The 17,311-nt window shown below is 56.8% G+C and carries 12 protein-coding genes; 7 read left to right on the top strand and 5 right to left on the bottom strand.

What is annotated here, in order from left to right:
- The first annotated feature begins 278 nt into the window (after positions 1 to 278).
- The 3 genes from G477_RS0106320 (at position 279) to G477_RS18900 (ending at position 5,412) form a co-directional block, all read left to right on the top strand.
- Positions 279 to 1,472 carry a dicarboxylate/amino acid:cation symporter gene (locus tag G477_RS0106320; RefSeq protein ID WP_026697223.1) on the top strand — a complete coding sequence of 398 codons (1,194 nt, stop codon included), beginning with the start codon at positions 279 to 281 and terminating at the stop codon, positions 1,470 to 1,472.
- A 169-nt stretch (positions 1,473 to 1,641) separates the two neighbouring features.
- Positions 1,642 to 4,500 carry a DEAD/DEAH box helicase gene (locus G477_RS0106325; RefSeq protein WP_026697224.1) on the top strand — a complete coding sequence of 953 codons (2,859 nt, stop codon included), beginning with the start codon at positions 1,642 to 1,644 and terminating at the stop codon, positions 4,498 to 4,500.
- A gap of 21 nt (positions 4,501 to 4,521) precedes the next feature.
- A complete protein-coding gene (locus tag G477_RS18900; protein WP_035211391.1) occupies positions 4,522 to 5,412 on the top strand; it encodes a cation diffusion facilitator family transporter in 891 nt (296 codons plus the stop codon).
- A gap of 52 nt (positions 5,413 to 5,464) precedes the next feature.
- Here G477_RS18900 and G477_RS18905 read toward each other — a convergent pair whose 3' ends face one another.
- On the bottom strand, positions 5,465 to 6,547 hold the full coding sequence (locus tag G477_RS18905) for an alpha/beta hydrolase (RefSeq protein ID WP_051287740.1): 1,083 nt from the start codon (positions 6,545 to 6,547) through the stop codon (positions 5,465 to 5,467).
- A gap of 619 nt (positions 6,548 to 7,166) precedes the next feature.
- Complete coding sequence (locus G477_RS18910) at positions 7,167 to 7,481, bottom strand: TIGR04104 family putative zinc finger protein (RefSeq protein WP_035211393.1); 315 nt, start codon at positions 7,479 to 7,481, stop codon at positions 7,167 to 7,169.
- Positions 7,482 to 7,586: 105 nt separating this feature from the next.
- On the opposite strand from G477_RS18910, the gene G477_RS0106345 reads away from it, so the two are divergent.
- The gene (locus G477_RS0106345; RefSeq protein WP_245575412.1) at positions 7,587 to 8,234 is read left to right on the top strand and encodes an HAD family hydrolase; all 648 of its coding nucleotides are present in this window, start codon (positions 7,587 to 7,589) and stop codon (positions 8,232 to 8,234) included.
- Between the two features lie 547 nt (positions 8,235 to 8,781).
- Positions 8,782 to 10,869 (top strand): methyl-accepting chemotaxis protein, encoded by a 2,088-nt coding sequence (locus G477_RS0106350; RefSeq protein WP_026697226.1) that lies wholly within the window; start codon positions 8,782 to 8,784, stop codon positions 10,867 to 10,869.
- Positions 10,870 to 11,163: 294 nt separating this feature from the next.
- On the opposite strand, the gene G477_RS0106355 is transcribed toward G477_RS0106350, so the two are convergent.
- On the bottom strand, positions 11,164 to 11,631 hold the full coding sequence (locus G477_RS0106355; RefSeq protein WP_026697227.1) for a hypothetical protein: 468 nt from the start codon (positions 11,629 to 11,631) through the stop codon (positions 11,164 to 11,166).
- A gap of 137 nt (positions 11,632 to 11,768) precedes the next feature.
- Between G477_RS0106355 and G477_RS0106360 the strand changes: the two genes are divergently transcribed.
- Entirely contained in the window at positions 11,769 to 13,679 is a 1,911-nt protein-coding gene (locus G477_RS0106360; protein WP_026697228.1) for a 3'-5' exonuclease, read from the top strand.
- Positions 13,680 to 13,954: 275 nt separating this feature from the next.
- Here the strand turns inward: G477_RS0106360 and G477_RS21160 are convergent, their stop codons facing one another.
- Together G477_RS21160 and G477_RS0106370 are read right to left on the bottom strand one after the other, a co-directional pair.
- Positions 13,955 to 14,395: a hypothetical protein gene (locus G477_RS21160; protein ID WP_156897300.1), complete on the bottom strand. Its 441-nt coding sequence runs from the start codon at positions 14,393 to 14,395 to the stop codon at positions 13,955 to 13,957.
- A gap of 99 nt (positions 14,396 to 14,494) precedes the next feature.
- Positions 14,495 to 16,231 (bottom strand): aromatic amino acid hydroxylase, encoded by a 1,737-nt coding sequence (locus tag G477_RS0106370; protein WP_156897301.1) that lies wholly within the window; start codon positions 16,229 to 16,231, stop codon positions 14,495 to 14,497.
- Positions 16,232 to 16,540: 309 nt separating this feature from the next.
- On the opposite strand from G477_RS0106370, the gene G477_RS0106375 reads away from it, so the two are divergent.
- Positions 16,541 to 17,311: an amidohydrolase family protein gene (locus G477_RS0106375; protein WP_026697230.1), complete on the top strand. Its 771-nt coding sequence runs from the start codon at positions 16,541 to 16,543 to the stop codon at positions 17,309 to 17,311.

The raw sequence follows: 17,311 nt of genomic DNA on the forward strand, positions 1-17,311 counted from the left end.
AAGCACAAGGTGGCTCAAAAATAAGACGAAGCAACGCACCTGCACCGCCAGCCCGCCCGCTTCGCGGGACGAAGCGTCGAGAAAATCAGCCGAAGCGACCCGCTTTTCCCCTGGACCCGAACCCATCCACCTCCCAAGCCTATGCCGCACCTGCTATTCACGAAACATTCCGACTAATCCGGATACTATTGCAATCCAGAGCGCTTCTTGGCACGATAGACGCATATGAGAGAAACATTTGTCCATGACAAAAAGACGCAGCAGGGGAGAGAGTTCACATGAAGCTGATTATCAAACTACTGATTGGGATTGCGGCCGGGATTATCGCCGGCTTGTCGGGAGTGGACTGGCTGATCCGCTCGCTTCTGACGTTCACGGATATTTTTGGAGAGTGGATCAACTTTGTGATTCCACTGATCATTCTTTTCTTTATCGGATCGGGGATTGCAAGCATCGGACGGGGTTCGTCCAAGCTTGTCGGTGCGACGGTGGGAACAGCCTACTTATCCACGATCACGGCCGGCATCATGGCCTTTTTTATTGCCATCACGATCATGCCGATGGTGACAAGCGAGCAGCAGCCGCCGGAGGAAGGAGCGGCTCCGGAAGCCTACTTCGGTTTTGAGCTGGCGCCGCTCATGGATATTTTGACAGCGCTCGTCCTCGCGTTTATCTTCGGTATCACGATTGCCGCACTTAAACTGGACGGGCTGAAGCGCATCTTTGACGAAGGGAAAACAGTGATTGAAAAAGTGATTTACATCGCCGTCATTCCCGTGCTTCCGTTCTACATTGCCGGTATCTTCGCCGACATGGCGGCGGAAGGGACCGTGCTCGAGACGATGCAGGTGTTCGGCATCGTGCTCGCCGTTGCGATTGCCACGCACTGGGTGTGGATTACGATCCAGTATACAGCGGCAGGGCTGGCCACAGGACAGAATCCGTTTGCGTTGATAAAAACAATGCTGCCGGCGTATGTCACGGCGCTCGGGACGATGAGTTCCGCAGCGACCATTCCCGTGACGCTTCGTCAGACGAAGCAGAACCGCGTGCGCGAGTCTGTCGCGAACTTCAGCATCCCGCTCAGCGCGACGATTCATTTATCCGGAAGTGTCATCACGATCGTCAGCTGTGCGGTCGCGGTCATGGCCGTGCTGGATGGCTACACCGTACCCGGCTTCTTCACGATGCTGCCGGTCATTCTCGCCCTCGGGGTGATCATGGTCGCCGCTCCCGGCGTGCCGGGCGGCGCGATTTTCGCCGCACTCGGTGTGCTCACGACGATGCTCGGCTTCTCCGAGGCAGCGATGGGCATGATGATCGCCCTTTACTTCGCGCAGGACAGCTTCGGCACCGGCGCGAACGTCACCGGGGACGGCGCGATCGCCGTTCTTATGGACAAATTCGCCGACCGCGGCCTGCCGGATGACGCCGAAGCGGCGCTTGAAACCGACGAGAAACAGGCACAATAAAGAAACAGCCCTCCTGTCGACTATTTCGGCAGGGGGCTTCTTGTATGGTGAGAATCGGCGCTCTTTACCGAGTAGTAGAAGTGTCTTCTAGCGATTCTCCGACTCATCCGAACACGCAAGTATGCTAAAATGTGTCAATAACCGCAGTGCAGGAACAGGAGGGCGTAGGATGGAATCGATTATCGGGCAAATGAAGCATTCGTTAGAAAAAGGATTCATTGATCGGCACCATACGGAATCGAGCCGATTCAAGCCAGAACTGTTGATCAATGACAAACGAGCGAATCAGCACGTCTTGACGAGCCTAGTGGACGAACTCGTGGCTTCACGCTCGTTCTTGTTTTCCGTGGCGTTCATTACAGAAAGTGGACTGGCCACATTAAAGTCTCAGCTGCTTGACCTGCATCATCAAGGGGTTCACGGCAACATTTTGACCTCGACCTACCAGCAGTTCAACCAGCCGAAAGTGTTCCGTGAGCTGCAAAAGCTTAAAAACGTCGAGGTCCGCATTTCCGATATCGAGGCCTTCCACTCGAAAGGATACATCTTCGAACACGACGAATATCATTCGATGATCATTGGCAGCTCCAACTTGACGGCGAGCGCACTGAAAGTGAACTATGAGTGGAACGTGAAACTGAACTCGCACGAAAACGGAGAAATCGTCTACCACTTTCGGGAGCAGTTTCACGACATGTGGGAGAAAGCTACGCCGCTGACGGACGCATGGATTGCTGCCTACTCGGCGAATTACAAGCCGTTTTGGCAGGACCGTGTTGCGGAAATGCCGGCCCCCTATGATACGAATCCGCCAGAGAAAGCGGTGCAGATCGAGCCGAACAACATGCAGCTAGCCGCGCTTCAAGGCATTACCGGCGTGCGAGATCGGATGGAAGACCGTGCGCTCGTCATCTCTGCCACGGGCACAGGGAAGACGTACTTGGCTGCTTTTGACGTTCGTCGTTTTCGTCCCCGAAAAATGTTGTTCACGGCGCACCGCGAGCAGATTTTACATAAGGCGAAGGAGGCGTTCCAAGACGTGCTCGGCGGCGCGGACGACGACTTCGGTATCGTTGCCGGCTCGAGGCGGGAAACGGACGCTCGGTACGTCTTTGCGACGGTCCAAACGTTAACGCAGCCCGATACGCTGCAGCAGTTTCAGCCTGAGACGTTCGACTACATCTTGATTGATGAAAGCCACAGAGCGGGAGCGGCAACCTATCAGCGTCTGCTTGACCACTTTGATCCGCAGTTTTTGCTCGGCATGACCGCCACCCCGGAGAGAACGGATGGCTACGATTTGTTTCAATTGTTTCACTACAACTTGGCCTACGAGATTCGCTTGCAAGAAGCCTTGGAAGAAGACATGCTCGCCCCGTTTCATTATTTCGGCGTCACCGATTTGGAAGTGGAAGGGGAAAACAAGCGCCCGACGTTCTCCCGACTCATTTCCGACGAACGGGTCGATCGCATCGTCGACAAAATGACGTATTATGGCCATGCCGGGGAACGGCTTTGCGGCCTTATGTTTTGCAGCTCCAAAAAGGAAGCCGAGGCACTGTCAGAAGCGTTGAATGCACGTGGCTTTCGCACAAAGGCATTGACGGGCGAGGACCCACAGGACGTTCGAAAGCGGGAAGTAGAGCGGCTCGAGCAAGGCGAGCTGGACTATCTAGTAACGGTCGATATTTTCAACGAAGGCATCGACATTCCTGCATTGAATCAGATTGTGATGCTGCGCGCGACAGCCTCGAGCATCGTCTTCGTGCAGCAGCTTGGGCGGGGCCTGCGAAAGCATCGCGAGAAGCCGTTCGTGACGGTGATTGACTTCGTCGCTAACTACAGCACCAACTATGTCATTCCGATTGCGCTCTCGGGCGATCGTTCGCAAAACAAAGAAGAAGTCCGGCGCAAGATGATTGATCAAAGCTACTTGCAAGGCACGTCGACGATCAACTTCGAAGCGGTCGCGAAAGAACGGATTTATCGCTCGATCAATTCGGCGAAGATGAACGATCTGCCAGCCCTCAAAGAAGCGTATCGGTACGTGAAAAATCGCATCGGCCGTCCGCCGCTTTTGTATGATTTTATCGATCATCACTCGCTCGATCCGGTCGTGATTGCCTCCAAAAAAGCGCACTACGGCCTCTTTTTAGAAGCGATGCGCGAAGAGGCGCCAGCGCTTGATGGACAGGATGCATACGTCTTACGACTATTGACGCAAGAACTTCTTTCCGGCAAGCGTCTGCAGGAGATCGTTCTGCTGGAGATGCTGCTAGCCAACGGGGAAGTCACCGAAGCCGCTTTCATCGAGCAGCTTCAAGAAGAAGGACTCCCGCATCACGATGCCGTACGACGATCCGTACGGCGGGTGCTGACGCTGGCGTTTTTCGTCGAGAAGGAGCGAGAGAAGTATGGCGACACTCCGCTACTGACGTTTCACCAAGGTCGCTATGAGCTTACCGACATGATGAAAGAACGACGGAAGCACCCTGATTTTATGAAGCTTGCGGAGGACGTTCTTCGGACGGCACGGCGCCGCGGGGAGCGCTACGATCAGCAAGTCCCGTTTACCCGCTTCGAGAAGTACACGCGCAAAGATGCGTGCCGCCTGCTGAACTGGGACAACAATGAACAAGCGACGATTTATGGCTACAAAACGAAGCACGGCAGCTGCCCGATTTTCACGACGTACGAGAAGCATGAAGTCGCAGAGAGCGTCGATTATGACGATCGATTTTTGAACCCAGAAGTCTTCCACTGGTATACCCGAAGTCGACGAACGACGGCCTCAGCCGAAGTGAAAGAGATCATCGAGGCGCCGGAACGGGATATCGACTTGCATCTATTTGTAAAAAAGAACGATGATGAAGGGCGCGACTTCTACTATATGGGGGCACTGCTCCCAGACAAGCAATCCGTCGTGGATACGACGATGCCGGGAGAAGAGACGATCCCCGTTGTCACGATGAACTTTTTATTAGAGCAAAAGCTCGACCAGCAAATGTACGATTATTTGCACGAGTGAGAAGAAGAGAGGAGCGTCGCCATGGACCATCATTTCAGCATCGAAGCGAATAAGCGTAATTTAAAAGCCGCGATGATCCTCATCGGCAGCTGGATGGTGATCCAGTTCTTCGGCGCCCTCTGGACGGGCAGTCTCGCGCTCCTTGCCGATGCGTTTCACATGGTGAACGACTTCGCCAACCTGCTCCTCAGCCTCGTCGCGATCGTCCTGGCCGGCCGGGCGGCCACTTGGACACGCACGTTCGGCAGCCAGCGCTACGAGATTCTCGCCGCGCTCGTGAACAGCGCGGCCCTGCTGGTCATTGCCGTGCTCGTGATGCGCGAAGCCCTGCTTCGCCTCGCATCCCCGGAAGAGGTCATGGGCGGCACCATGATGATCTTCGCGTTCATCGGCCTGCTGATCAACCTCGGCGCCATGTACGTCCTCATGCGCGGCGACGTCAAGCACAGCCTCAACATGCGGGGCGCCTACCTGCACGTCTTAAGCGACACCCTCGGCTCCGTCGCCGCGGTGACCGGAGGCCTCATCATCTACCTCACCGGCTGGTACACCGCCGACCCGCTGTTAAGCGTCCTAATCGCCCTGCTCATCGGCTGGACCGGCTTTCGACTGCTTCAAGAGAGCGTGCACGTGCTCCTGGAGGGAACGCCTCCCCACATCGACCTTCAGGAAGTGGAGCAGCAGCTTCTTGCCATAGAAGGCGTCATCAATGTGCATGCCATCCACGCCTGGACGATTAACTCCGGATCCGACAGCTTCACCGCCCACCTCGTCCTGGAAGCAGCTCACCGGCGCAGCCGCGACGAGGTTCGAATGGAAGCCGAGCACTACCTCCGCGAGACGATGCGGTTCACCCACTGCACGATCCAGCTGGAAGAAGAAGGAGCCACCTGCGCGGCTTCGCCGATATAACAGGACCGCCTCCTCGATGAGGGAAGGCGGTCCTGTCTGCGGAATAGGGCTGCTAAGAAGGCGTCCTGCCCTGCTGCAGCACGTCCTGGAAGTGGGCGGAAATTTCCTGTATGGCATCGGCAGCCTGCGGATAATAGCCGAGCTTGCGGACAAAGGCGTGATCCATGCCTTTGTAGTTGAAGTGCTGGACCGAAACGCCTGCGGCTGCAGCCTGCTCGGAAAAATCCTCTGCTTGGATGCGGAGGAAGTCAAACTCGCTCGTGGCTATGGAAATGGGAGGCAGCTTCGTTTTGTCCTTCCGCAGCAGCGGCGAAACGAGAGGGAGGAGCACATCTTCTAAATTGGTCAGATACAGCGTCTGAATGAAGATCAGCGATTCCTGCATGGTCGTAAGCTCCTGGCGAATCAGGGCATCGTCTTTGGTGAGGTTGTATTTGTCGATACTCCAGGAATCCCGTGCTACATCCGACAAATCGACCAACGGGCACAGCAGGCCGATATACTTGATATCCCACGGCTGTGCCAGACTGAGATGATGCACGCCGAGTGCCAGATTCGCCCCGACACTGTCTCCGACGAGCCCCATGGCATTCGGGTCGATCTTCAACGCATCGGCATGTTCGTAAATGTGCTGCACCGCATCCAGGCAGTCATCCAGGCCATGACGGTACGGATACTCCGGTGCAAGCCGGTACTCTACGGCAATCACGACGGCCTCTGCCTCCTGCGCTAAATACTTACATACATTCTCCATGACGTCCATATCCCGTTCGAAGAAACCACCGCCGTGAATATACATCAGTACCGGCTTGGCTTCCTCCGTCTGGTTATAGATATGCAGCGTCAATGCATCCTCTTTCACGGTGATCGTTCGTTTCTGCGAACGGATGCCCGAGCTGATATCGTAATTGTGGACTTCCACCCGGTCCCGGATCGCATCCAGATCACCGATATCGAGCGGTCGCCTTTCCACCGGGTTGACCTCTGTGGAGAGAAAATGCCTCACCCTCGGATCGAGCCCGCCCGCATCTTCCTGAAACGGGATGTTTTTATTGATGATCGGCAGCCCGCCTTTTTTTTCGTACGAGACATATTCCTTTAACCTTGCTATGAGTTCCGCATGAGAGTAATTCATGACCTCACCTCCTTACGAGCACGTTCCTTCATGATGTCTGCGCATGCGCAGGTGTATTCATTCACATGGTCCGCAACGCCTTCCTCCACAGGAACACGTTCCAGTCCCAGCCTCCGCTCGGAGCGAGACCCGGCGCCATGATTCGCGATTATTGACGCTTATTCCTCTTCCCTATAGAAATTAAACGACTGCACAAAAAATTAGTGAATTGTCCTTACGGCGGTCGCAGGAATCAGCCGGCACTACCCCGCTGCATAAAAAACGAGCCGCAGCTCTCTTATCCAGGATCTACGGCTCGTTCTGCTTATTCGGCTGGACATACTTACGCTCTCATCAAGGGAGGGGACGGCTCTGTACGCTGCCCGGGAACAAATCCCTATAAACCTGCGGCGACACGGCACACGGTCCGACCAAAAGACGGCTCTCTAAGAAATGATTCCTGTTCTCTAAGGCAGCAAGACGTTCTTATATTTCTTTGCTCTCCTGATGCTGCTTTTCCTACCATGAACAAATCAACCCGACGATGATGCCGGGAACGACGCCGTGCCCAGCTCCTGCCCCGGCTTTTCATGAAAAGCGTAGAGCCCCCTCTTGATTTCGAGCCTGTGGAATACCCCATTCAGAGAGCGGCCGGGTCCTTCGAAGCGAGCCGGCTGAAAAGCGGCAGCAGCAGAAGCAGGCCCGGCACGGCCACAGCGTAGTACAGCAGGAACGCCGTCCAGGTCAGATCGGTGAGAAGCGCGAGTGTTAACGGGAGGACTGAGCCGAAAAGGAAAATAAGGACGTAGCCGATCCAGCTTGTCACGAGATGCTGGTTTTCCCCGCAGTGCGGGCAGGCTGTTTCGGAATGGATGGCTCTCATGACGTTTAGCGACTGCTTCCAAGACAGCGTGTTCTGGCAGGCGTCACAAGTCGGGAGGGTGGGCTGTTTCATGCAAACACTCCTTTGGCTCTATGTATTCCTTATATTGTAAACGATCGTGCTGTGCTAGGATACAGGTAGATCGATGATGCGGAAACAGCAGAGAGGATGATGGCAGTGAACGCACTGATTTTTGACGTGGACGGAACGTTATTTCAGACAGACCGGATTCTTGCCCCGGCATTGGAGCACACGTTTACGACCCTTCGCGAGCGCAGGGACTGGACCGGGCCGGCGCCGGTGGATACGTACCAGCAGATGATGGGGAAGCCGCTGCCGGAAGTTTGGCAGACGCTTCTGCCCGATCATCCGGACGACGTGCACGAGGAGATGGACGGCTTGTTTCAGAAAGCGCTCGTACAGCGGATCCAGGCCGGGGACGGCGCGCTGTACCCGCACGTGCGGGACGTGCTCCGTGCGTTAAAGCAGGAAGGCTTCACGCTGTTTGCGGCGAGCAACGGACGGACCGATTACCTGCAGGCAGTTGCCGCACAGGAGCGGCTCGACGGTTTGTTCGAGGGAATCTACAGCATCGATCACTTGGTATCAGGCGACAAAACCGATCTCGTCTGCCACGTGATCGACACCCATGGCATCACGTCCGGCGCGATGGTCGGCGACCGCCTCTCGGACATTCAGGCCGGTCAGCAGAACGGGCTGAAGGCCGTCGGCTGCCGCTTCACCTACGCGCAGGAAGTGGAGATGGCGCAGGCCGACGTTACCGTCGATGATTTCCGGGAGCTGCTGCCGCTGTTCAGAGGATAGCATTCTGGGCGAGGAGAGCCTGGCGTCATTTTTCTAGAAAGCGTCACAATCCGAAAGCAGAGCGGCCCAATCGTGCGGCGAAGTGGCTCAAAAATGCCGGCGTGGCGCAAAAAATCGGCAAAGCGACCCGGCCGCCCCCTCAGGCCGCCCGCCTGAAAGGGGGAAGCGTCGCAAAAAAGCAGCGAAGCGACTCGTTTTTGCCGGTCCAGCGGGAGGTCGCGGGAACTCCCGCTGGACCGGCATCCCTCACGCAGGACAGATGACGGCATACGCCGCCGGAAGAGCTGAGTCGAAAGGACGAAAGAAAACGTGGCGGTTTCGTGAACAATCATGCTCAGTTGTTCACAAAAGAGAACTCCTCCTTTATACTAAAACTATAGAACTACCTTTCCATTCTTATCCCATGGATGTCTCTACCTTTTGTCTAGGCAAACATCCTGACTTTCGTTGTGTGGGTATTTAGGATGCTTTTATTCAATAAAAGCATCGTGTATCATAAAACTATATACTCACTAGAATGGAACTATACTCTGAGGGAGGGTTTCACATGAGTCGAGAGAATCAGAAAGCAGCTGACGCAGAAGCACGCCGGTCATCCATACGTACAAAATTGTTAGGAACAATGGCCCTGCTGGTATTGATACCGGCGGTCGTCATCGGAGGTATTTCCTACGCCAGTTCGCAGCAGGGGCTGGAGGAGCAGATGGTCGAAGATGCAGGGGAGAGCGCCGGGATTGCAGCTGCCTATGTGACGGAGCTGTTGAACGGAAAAGCAGCTGATGTCGATTTTCTCTCGACGCTCCTTTCAGAGGATCTTTATGAAGGCTGGGAATCAGATGAGATCCGGGACAGACTGGCAGACTACCAGGGAAATCATACCGAACTGGACTATGCATACCTCGGGGTGGAAGAAGATGGCGAAATGCTTAGGGAACCGAACCCAGGACCGGAAGACGATGATTTTGATCCGCGCACTCGCCCTTGGTACGAAGGTGCCATGGAAAATCCAGACGACGTGTTTATAACCGAACCGTATATCTCCAATGCTACACAGAGCATGGTCGTGACATTCGCCAAAGCCGTCGAGGATGGACTCGGAGTCGTCGGCCTGCAGACGAATTTGACCGAGCTGCAGGACATGATGGGAGCGCTCTCGATTGGGGAGGAAGGCTACATCTATGTGCTCGATGAGAACGCAGTGCCAGTCGTGCATCCGCAGTATGAAGCGGGGGAACCGATCGACAGCGGATGGACCGGCGAGTTCACCGGAGAAACCGGTCAGTTCAGCTATGAAGATGCGGCAGGGGAGCCGGTGCAGACGGTGTATCATACTGAAGAAGGTTCCGGCTGGACAGTTGGGGCCGTCGTGAGTGAGAACGAGATCCGTGCAGCCGGCCAGGACATTCTGCTCGTGACCGGGATCGTCGTGGTGGCCTCGGTTGTACTGGGGCTGTTAGTCGGAGCGTTCATCGTCCGCCGCATCACCCGTCCGCTGCTCGCGTTTGAAGCGGCAGCGCTGCAGGTTCAGCAGGGAGATCTCACGGTCCGGGCGCCGGTGACGTCGAACGATGAGATCGGCATGGTCAGCCGCGTGTTCAACGACATGGTCAATCAGTTCGGGAAAGTCATTACCTCCGTGCGGCAGTCCTCTGAACAGCTCGGCAGCTCATCGGAAGAGCTGACCGCCAGCGCAGAAGAGACGTCCCGCGGCACGGAGCACACGACTGAAGCAATTCAGGAGATCGCCGAAGGAGCTGACAAGCAGGTGCAGCAGGTACAGCAGTTCCGTCAGACGCTTCAGGACATGGCCGAGCAGATTCAGACGATTTCCAACAGCGCGGGAGCGTCAGCCGAGCAGGCGCAGGATGCCGCCGGCAAGTCGAATGAAGGGGCTGCCTCGATTCAGCAGACCGTCGAGCAGATGTCGCGCGTGAACGAGTCCGTGGAAACGCTCAGCACCTCGATGGAGGAGCTGGACCGTCATTCCGGAGAAATTGGCAAGATTGTGGGGGTCATCACGGACATTGCCGATCAGACGAACCTGCTTGCGCTCAACGCAGCCATTGAAGCGGCACGTGCCGGCGAACACGGACGCGGTTTCGCCGTCGTAGCTGAAGAAGTACGCCGGCTGGCAGAGCAGTCGTCGAAGAACGCCGAGCAGATCACCTCGATCATCGAGACGATTCAGACGAAAGCGAAAGAAGCCTCCGCCTCCAATGCAGAAGTGGACCGCACCGTCAAAGCGGGCATCGAAGCCGTCCACACCTCCGGAGAGCTGTTCAGCTCCATCCAGCATTCCGTCTCAGACACAGTGTCGGAGATCGACCAGGTGTCTTCGCTTTCCGACCGGATTGCTGCCAGCTCGAGGGAGGTCGCAGAAGCTATTGAAGAAGTGGAGTCGATTTCCCGGCGGAGCGCCGAGAGTACCGAAAGCGTCTCGGCGGCGTCGGAAGAACAGCTCGCGTCGATGGAGGAAGTCACCTCCGCGACCCAGGAGCTTGCGCAGCTGGCAGAAGCCCTGCAGGAGATGGTGGCCCACTACCAGGTGGATGCAGCTCCTCCAGAAGATGAGCCGGAAGCATACGACCCACCCGCCCGGGACGACAACAGCTGGGGCCGGGCAGCAGGCATGTAGCGCCGCAAAGGGGTGCCGATTCAAGTATATAGGTGAGCAGAGGGTACCTCCACTGCCGCTTTCCATTTGGTGGAGAAGCAGATAAAACAGACGGTCAGCGTCGACAAAGAGATCGCCCCGTCCGCCGCGCGCTTACCTGGGTCCCTGCAGGCGACGTGCTTTCCGCCGCAGCCGGAGCCTCTGCGCTCAAAGAAAAGAAGCCGCACCTGTTTTCCGGAGCGGCTTCTTTTTTGATTTCATAAGAAAAGATAAGGCGTCACAGGTAGACGGCGGCAGATCCGTTCACGACGATCTTCACGCCACCCAGAGCAGCTGTTCGTCGACGATAATCCACGAGCCGCCGTCTTCTTCAATGGTGTATGCGATGCCGACAGCGCCGTCCCGGGATCGGTGTTTGACCGTATCGATGAGCCAGGTGTTGTCCCCTTCATAGGTAATGTCGGTCACTGCGAGCGAGACGCCGGTTAAGTCGCCTTCCCTTTCAGCTTCCGCTTCGGCGTTCTCCTGCAGCTCGTCCAGCGAGGAGAAGAACGTGTCGGTCTCCCAGTTCTCTTCCAACGAGGCAGAGAGGAGTTCCGTTTCCTGCAGGTTCGTGCCGCTCACGTCGACGGCGATGTATTCCATGCTCTCATTCAAAGCGGCATCCGTTTCCATCAGCTCCTGCAGGACGTAATCGAGCGCGGAGACCGGGAGGCCGGGGTCTTCTGCTGTGCATCCGGCAGCGCCGAGGAAGAGCAGGAGCAGGAGAACGAGTCGTTTCATCAGCGGGCCCCTTCCTGCATCTAGCTATTTTTTCCATTATAACACACCTTAAACAGATAAAGATATCCTCCCTCTCTCCTGTATCTGCGTTCACGTGGTACAATAGGGCCAACGTTAACCGCAGGGAGGAAGTAACCATGGCAGTGACTGTTCCAGAAAGCATCCGGCGCACCGCGACCAAGGGAGAACGGCTGTTGTTTGAGACGCTGAAGCACTACCTCGATGACGATTACATCGTCTACTTCGAACCTTCCATTCACGGGAGGCGGCCGGATTTTCTGATCATCGGCCCGATGCTCGGGATCGTCGTGCTTGAAGTCAAAGACTACACCCTGCAGACGCTGCATCAGCTGAACCGGGATGAGTGGATCATTCAGCCGGGCGGCAGCGGCCTTAAAACCGTGCCTTCTCCTTTAAAGCAGGCGCGCGGCTACATGTTTCACCTGCAGGACCTGCTGAAAAAAGAGCACCTGCTCGTACACCAGACGGGGGACTACGCCGGCCGGCTCACTTTTCCATGCGGCTACGGAACGGTCTTCACCCGGCTGTCGCAGGAACAGTGTGTGGAACACGACATTTACAATGTGATCGAGCCGTCCTTTCTGCTGACGAGAGAGGAGATTGATCCGGAGAAAGATGCGTTTGATGCGGGCATCCTCATCGAAAAACTGCTGCAGATGTTTACGGTGCAGTTCCGCCTGCGCGACCCGTTGAGCGTCGACCAGATCAACGCGATCCGTTACCATCTATTTCCAGAATTCCGTATCAGCGGCGAATTCAGACAGCCGGCCCCGTACCAGGATCAGCTGCTGCTGTCGATGCACGACCTGAAGGCGATGGACCTGCATCAGGAAAAGCTCGCAAAGCAGCTCGGCGGCAGCAACCGGCTGATCCGGGGGACAGCCGGCAGCGGAAAAACGCTCATTCTTGCCAGCCGGGCACGCCTGATCCGGCAGGAACATCCGGAATGGAAGGTGCTGGTGCTCTGCTACAACATTTCGCTCTCCCGGTCGTTAAAAGAGATGATCCGCGCCAAGATGGAAGAGCCGCTCGATCTGCTGGATACGGCCACGACCGCAGAGGAGCGGATGCAGGGCATGACGATCCGTAATTTCCATGAGTGGTTGAAGCAGGACCTGCATCTTTCAGAGCACGCGCTTCCCCAGGTGCTTGAGAAGCTGGAACAGGGCGAGGCGCTGCTGCCACAGTACGACGCCGTGCTGATTGACGAAGGGCAGGACTTCAAGCCGGAATGGCTGACGCTCATCCGGCACTTGCTCCGGGGAGAGGAGCCGTCGATGCTTCTCGTCGAGGACCGCGCCCAGAGCATTTACCGCAGAGGCGGCAGCTACTTGAAGCAGACGGGCCTCGACTTCCGCGGGCGTTCCAAAGTACTGCAGATCAATTACCGGAACACCGAACACATTGTCCGCTTTGCGTGGGATTTTTTCCAGCGGCATGCCGGCGGCGGCAAAGTCGTGCAGGGGGAACTGGACGGGCAGGAGATCATTCCGCCGCAGAGCACGAAGCGGCGCGGCCCGGAGCCGGTGCTGCACCGGGCGTCCGGCCTGCGGGAAGAAGTCCAGCTCACCGCAAAAACGATCCGCAAGCTGCACGAGGAAAAGCAGGTGCCGTACGAAGAGATGCTGATTCTGTACCGGGTGAAGCGGACGCATCGGGCGGATATCGTCCAGAGGATGCGCCGTGCGCTGGAACAGGAGGAGATTCCGTTCACGTGGATAACGGAAACGCCGGCCGCGAAACGGGACTATGTGAAGCATAATGGGACGGTGAAGCTGTCGACGATCGACAGCAGCAAAGGCCTCGATTTTCAGGCTGTATTCATTATCAGCGCCGAGCACCTGCCGTTTGCCCTCGAAGAAGACGAAGCGCGGGAAGCCGCGCTCTTCTACATCGGCATGACGCGCGCGATCGACTATTTGATGATCACCTACAGCGGCGACTCGGCTTATACGGCCTACTTTGACGACATCTGCCGAGCGCGGGACGAAGACGCGGCGCGGAAAGAAAGGGACGGGCCGTCCTGAATTTGGCGGAGGCGCTCGGAGCGCAACGAAGCACCGGTTCTTCCCTTAAACCAATTTTCAGCGACGTTGCCTGTCGTTCTGATCAATAGGGCAGGAAAGAGAGGGATACCATGAAGAAAGAAACAGCTCTGATGTACATCCATATGCCTATAGGAATGCTCGGCTTGCTCAGCATCGCCTGGGGGCTGCTGACATTCTCGAGAAATCCAGACCCCGACGCAGGTGCCACGGCCCTTGTTGGCCGTTGGTTTTGCGATGCTGATTCACTACCTGTATTACTTAGAAGAAAGAGCCGGACTGAGTAAAACGCTGATCTGGCTTCGTGCGATTTTTCTTATCGCGATGTTTGCCGGACTGTATGCGTTTTTTTGAGAGAAGGCAGGATCCTTTAGGGCGGAACAGCATGCCGAGGGGAAACGAGGTGGCGCCATTTCCGGCGCAAGTGTCACGATGGCCGGTGGAAGCAGCGCAAATGGGCGGCGAAGTGGCTCAAAAAAGCCGGCGTGGCCCAAATTTCCAGGCAGGCGACCTGCCTGCACCGTCAGGCCGCCCGCCTGACGGGTCGAAGTGGCGCAAATGGTCAGCGAAGCGACTCGTTTCTGCCCTGCTTTTGAAAAAGGAACGATCCTCTCCTCCTGCATGAATCCGACACGAAGCGAAAAGGCTGCCCCCATCTCATGGAGGCAGCCTTTGTTCTCGTATAGGAAACGTTTCATACAGGGAGCCGGCTGCTCGGGAAGCAGGGAAAATCCATGCTTCCCTTAAAGAACCTGCGGCGCACGCCGTTCCGACGAAAAGATACTTTTGCTCTCTTGCTACTGCATCCGCAGCGGTGCTTTTGCGGCGACCTGCAGGCCGTTCGTGATCAGTTTCTCCAGCTCGGGACGGGTCTCCTGCAGCTGCACGAGCTCTGCCTGCACCTTCGCCAGGAGCCCTCCCGGCTGATCTAATTCTTCGAGGATTTCTACGATCTCGAGACGCAGGAGCCAGTCCGCAGGATGCTCCTGCAGCGCCTGATGAACGGCCTGCAGCTGATCCACGGCGTCTGCCGGACCATGTTCCCGGATGCTGCGGACCTCGCCATAGAGTGCGTCGAGCTCGGTTTCCTCCTGTTCATGATTCAGGCTCGAGCCGGCCGGAGCGTCGCTTCCGAAGAACGCTTCGCTGTCTGCAGCGCCGGCAGACACCGACGTGACCCCAGTGCCGACGGCCATGTCGTACATGCCCCACGACGGTTCAAAGAGGCGCGCTTCTCCGTCTGTGACGGTCGCTTTGCTCCAGCGGACGAGGACCGGTAGCCCGTCCTCGTAGTGCACCTGCTCAACTCGTCCGTCTACTTTCACGCCGGACACGAACGTCAGCGTCGTTTCCTGGCCTTCTGTCACGCCAAGGTTTGCGAGCTCGTCCTGCTTCAGCGTCTCCAGGGCGCGTCCGTCTTCGAGCAGCCCGATCGGCGTCCCGTACCCATCGGCATGCACGTCGCGTCCGTGATCCGGCAGCTGCACATCGCCAAAGGCGAGCGCCGTCGGCGAGGATGCCTGCAAGTAATACAGCAGACCGTCGTCATTCCGCCGGCCGGCATCCCACGTGCTCGTCAGCTGCAGCCCGGAAGACAATTCGATCGTCGCTGTGCTTCCCGAAGCGACGGCTTTATCGACACTTTCCGTCCCGCCGCGGCGGAAGGCCATCGTTTCCGCAAAGGCTTCGAGTCCATCCATCAGTTCCTCAAATGACTGGCAGACGAACAGCTGCGGCTGCGGCTTCGTAATATCAAACGTCGTGCGCACGGCCTGTTCCATGTCATACGGCACTTTTTTCACGTCCGGACTCAAAATATTGCCGCCTTCTTCGACGGAGGAAAGCAGGCCGGCACCGTAGATTTTCGGGTTGTCGACCGTACCGATCAACCCGTATTCAACCGTCCACCAGTAGAGTCGTCCGATCAGCTCCGCTTCGGACTCTCCGGTGACGAGCGCTTCCTTTTCCGCGATCTGCTGCTTCGCGGTTTCCAGCTGTTCTTCCGTCGCTCCGCCTTTTTCCAGAAGGTTGGAGTACGTGCGGACCGCTTCAAACACGTCGTGCTCTTCCTTCGTCGCGATGGCCTTTTTCCCGATCTCGCCGAAGCGGCGCACGTAGGCTGCGTACGTTTCATCAGCAAGGATCGGCGCATGGCCGGCAGCTTCGTGGATCATATCCGGCGCCGGCGTATACTGGATGTTTTCCAGTTTGCGGATCTCTGCGACGACCGGGAGAATGCCGTGGGACTGAAAATCGAAAAAGGCCACGCCCGGGATGAACCCGTCGATGGTAGCTGCCCCGAGACCGAAACGGCCGAGCTTTTCGTTCATTTCGGCGACATCCGGAATCTGTTCAATCGAAATGCCGGATGCCTTCAGGCCGTCGGTATAGGCTTCGTGGGCCAAGTCTTTCATCGTTTCATGATTCTGCCTCATGACATAGCGCCAGACGGCATGGTTGATGGGAGTGTAGCTCGCGTAATTCTGCTGGACGGTATACTGGCGCAGGTGCGCTGGGATATGTTTTGTCAAAATAGAAACCTCCTATAGTGGGAACGCATTCATTCTTTGAAACAGGGAAAAAGAGGACGAGGCTCGACGGCATCAGGCTCAAGGTCATGCTGCTTTTACGGTAACGCTTCACCATAGTGAAGCGCAGATACTTGTATTTTCGCACAGGATCTCCTATTTCACAACTAATGAGGGTGTCGAAAGAAATAGTAGACAGAAACAACCACCCAGCCGCCGCTTTGCTGCTGCATGGGAATCGCTGGGAACGGGTACAGGGAAACAGAGGCAGACAAGCAACGTTTCACGTGAAACATACGAAAGGAGGCTGCTGCGGTGAAAGTATTCGATGCCCATCTGCACATCATTGATGACGAATTTCCGCTTGATACCGAAGTCGATTACACACCGCCCACGTACAAGGCTGCGGATTACCGGCAGGATGTCCTCGGTCTGCAGGTCTGCGGCGGAGCGGTGGTCAGCGGATCGTTTCAGGGATTTGACCAGACGTATTTTGACAAAGCATTGGACAGTCTCGGTCCCGGCTTCTGCGGCGTCACGCAGCTGCCGGTGGACACCAAGGACGCAGAGGTGCTGCGGCTGCATGATCGCCGCATCCGGGCCATCCGTGTGAATCTGCGCCGCCGAGTCGACCACCGGCTCGAAGACTACGTAGAGCTCGGGCAGCGCGTGTATGACCTGACAGGCTGGCCCATGGAAATTTACATGAATGCAGCCGACATACCGGAAGTAGAGGGGCTGCTGCGATCCCTGCCGGCTGTCTCCATCGATCACCTCGGTCTCACCGAAGAAGGGCTGCCGCATCTGCTGCGGCTCGTCGACCGTGGCCTGCGTGTGAAAGCATCCGGTTTCGGCCGGGTCGAGATGGATCCGGCCGAGGCAGTGCGTGCCATTTACGACGTGAATCCCGAGGCCTTGATGTTCGGCACCGACCTGCCGGCTACCCGTGCGCAGCGGGCGTTCCGGATGGAGGATGCCCGACTGATCCAGGAGTGTCTCCAAGAGCCCGAAGCCGAACGCGTCTTCTTTGATAATGCGGAAGCATGGTACTATGGCAAAGCGGAACAAACGAAAAGGGAGTGGTAG

The sequence above is a fragment of the Alkalicoccus chagannorensis DSM 18086 genome (assembly GCF_000429725.1).
Taxonomy (GTDB): domain Bacteria; phylum Bacillota; class Bacilli; order Bacillales; family Salisediminibacteriaceae; genus Alkalicoccus; species Alkalicoccus chagannorensis.

Bases quoted from the DNA above. Each gene is read 5' to 3' on its own strand.
- G477_RS0106320 (WP_026697223.1), top strand. From the start codon at position 279: ATGAAGCTGATTATCAAACTACTGATTGGGATTGCGGCCGGGATTATC.
- G477_RS0106325 (WP_026697224.1), top strand. From the start codon at position 1,642: ATGGAATCGATTATCGGGCAAATGAAGCATTCGTTAGAAAAAGGATTC.
- G477_RS18900 (WP_035211391.1), top strand. From the start codon at position 4,522: ATGGACCATCATTTCAGCATCGAAGCGAATAAGCGTAATTTAAAAGCC.
- G477_RS18905 (WP_051287740.1), bottom strand. From the start codon at position 6,547: ATGAATTACTCTCATGCGGAACTCATAGCAAGGTTAAAGGAATATGTC.
- G477_RS18910 (WP_035211393.1), bottom strand. From the start codon at position 7,481: ATGAAACAGCCCACCCTCCCGACTTGTGACGCCTGCCAGAACACGCTG.
- G477_RS0106350 (WP_026697226.1), top strand. From the start codon at position 8,782: ATGAGTCGAGAGAATCAGAAAGCAGCTGACGCAGAAGCACGCCGGTCA.
- G477_RS0106355 (WP_026697227.1), bottom strand. From the start codon at position 11,631: ATGAAACGACTCGTTCTCCTGCTCCTGCTCTTCCTCGGCGCTGCCGGA.
- G477_RS0106360 (WP_026697228.1), top strand. From the start codon at position 11,769: ATGGCAGTGACTGTTCCAGAAAGCATCCGGCGCACCGCGACCAAGGGA.
- G477_RS21160 (WP_156897300.1), bottom strand. From the start codon at position 14,395: ATGAAACGTTTCCTATACGAGAACAAAGGCTGCCTCCATGAGATGGGG.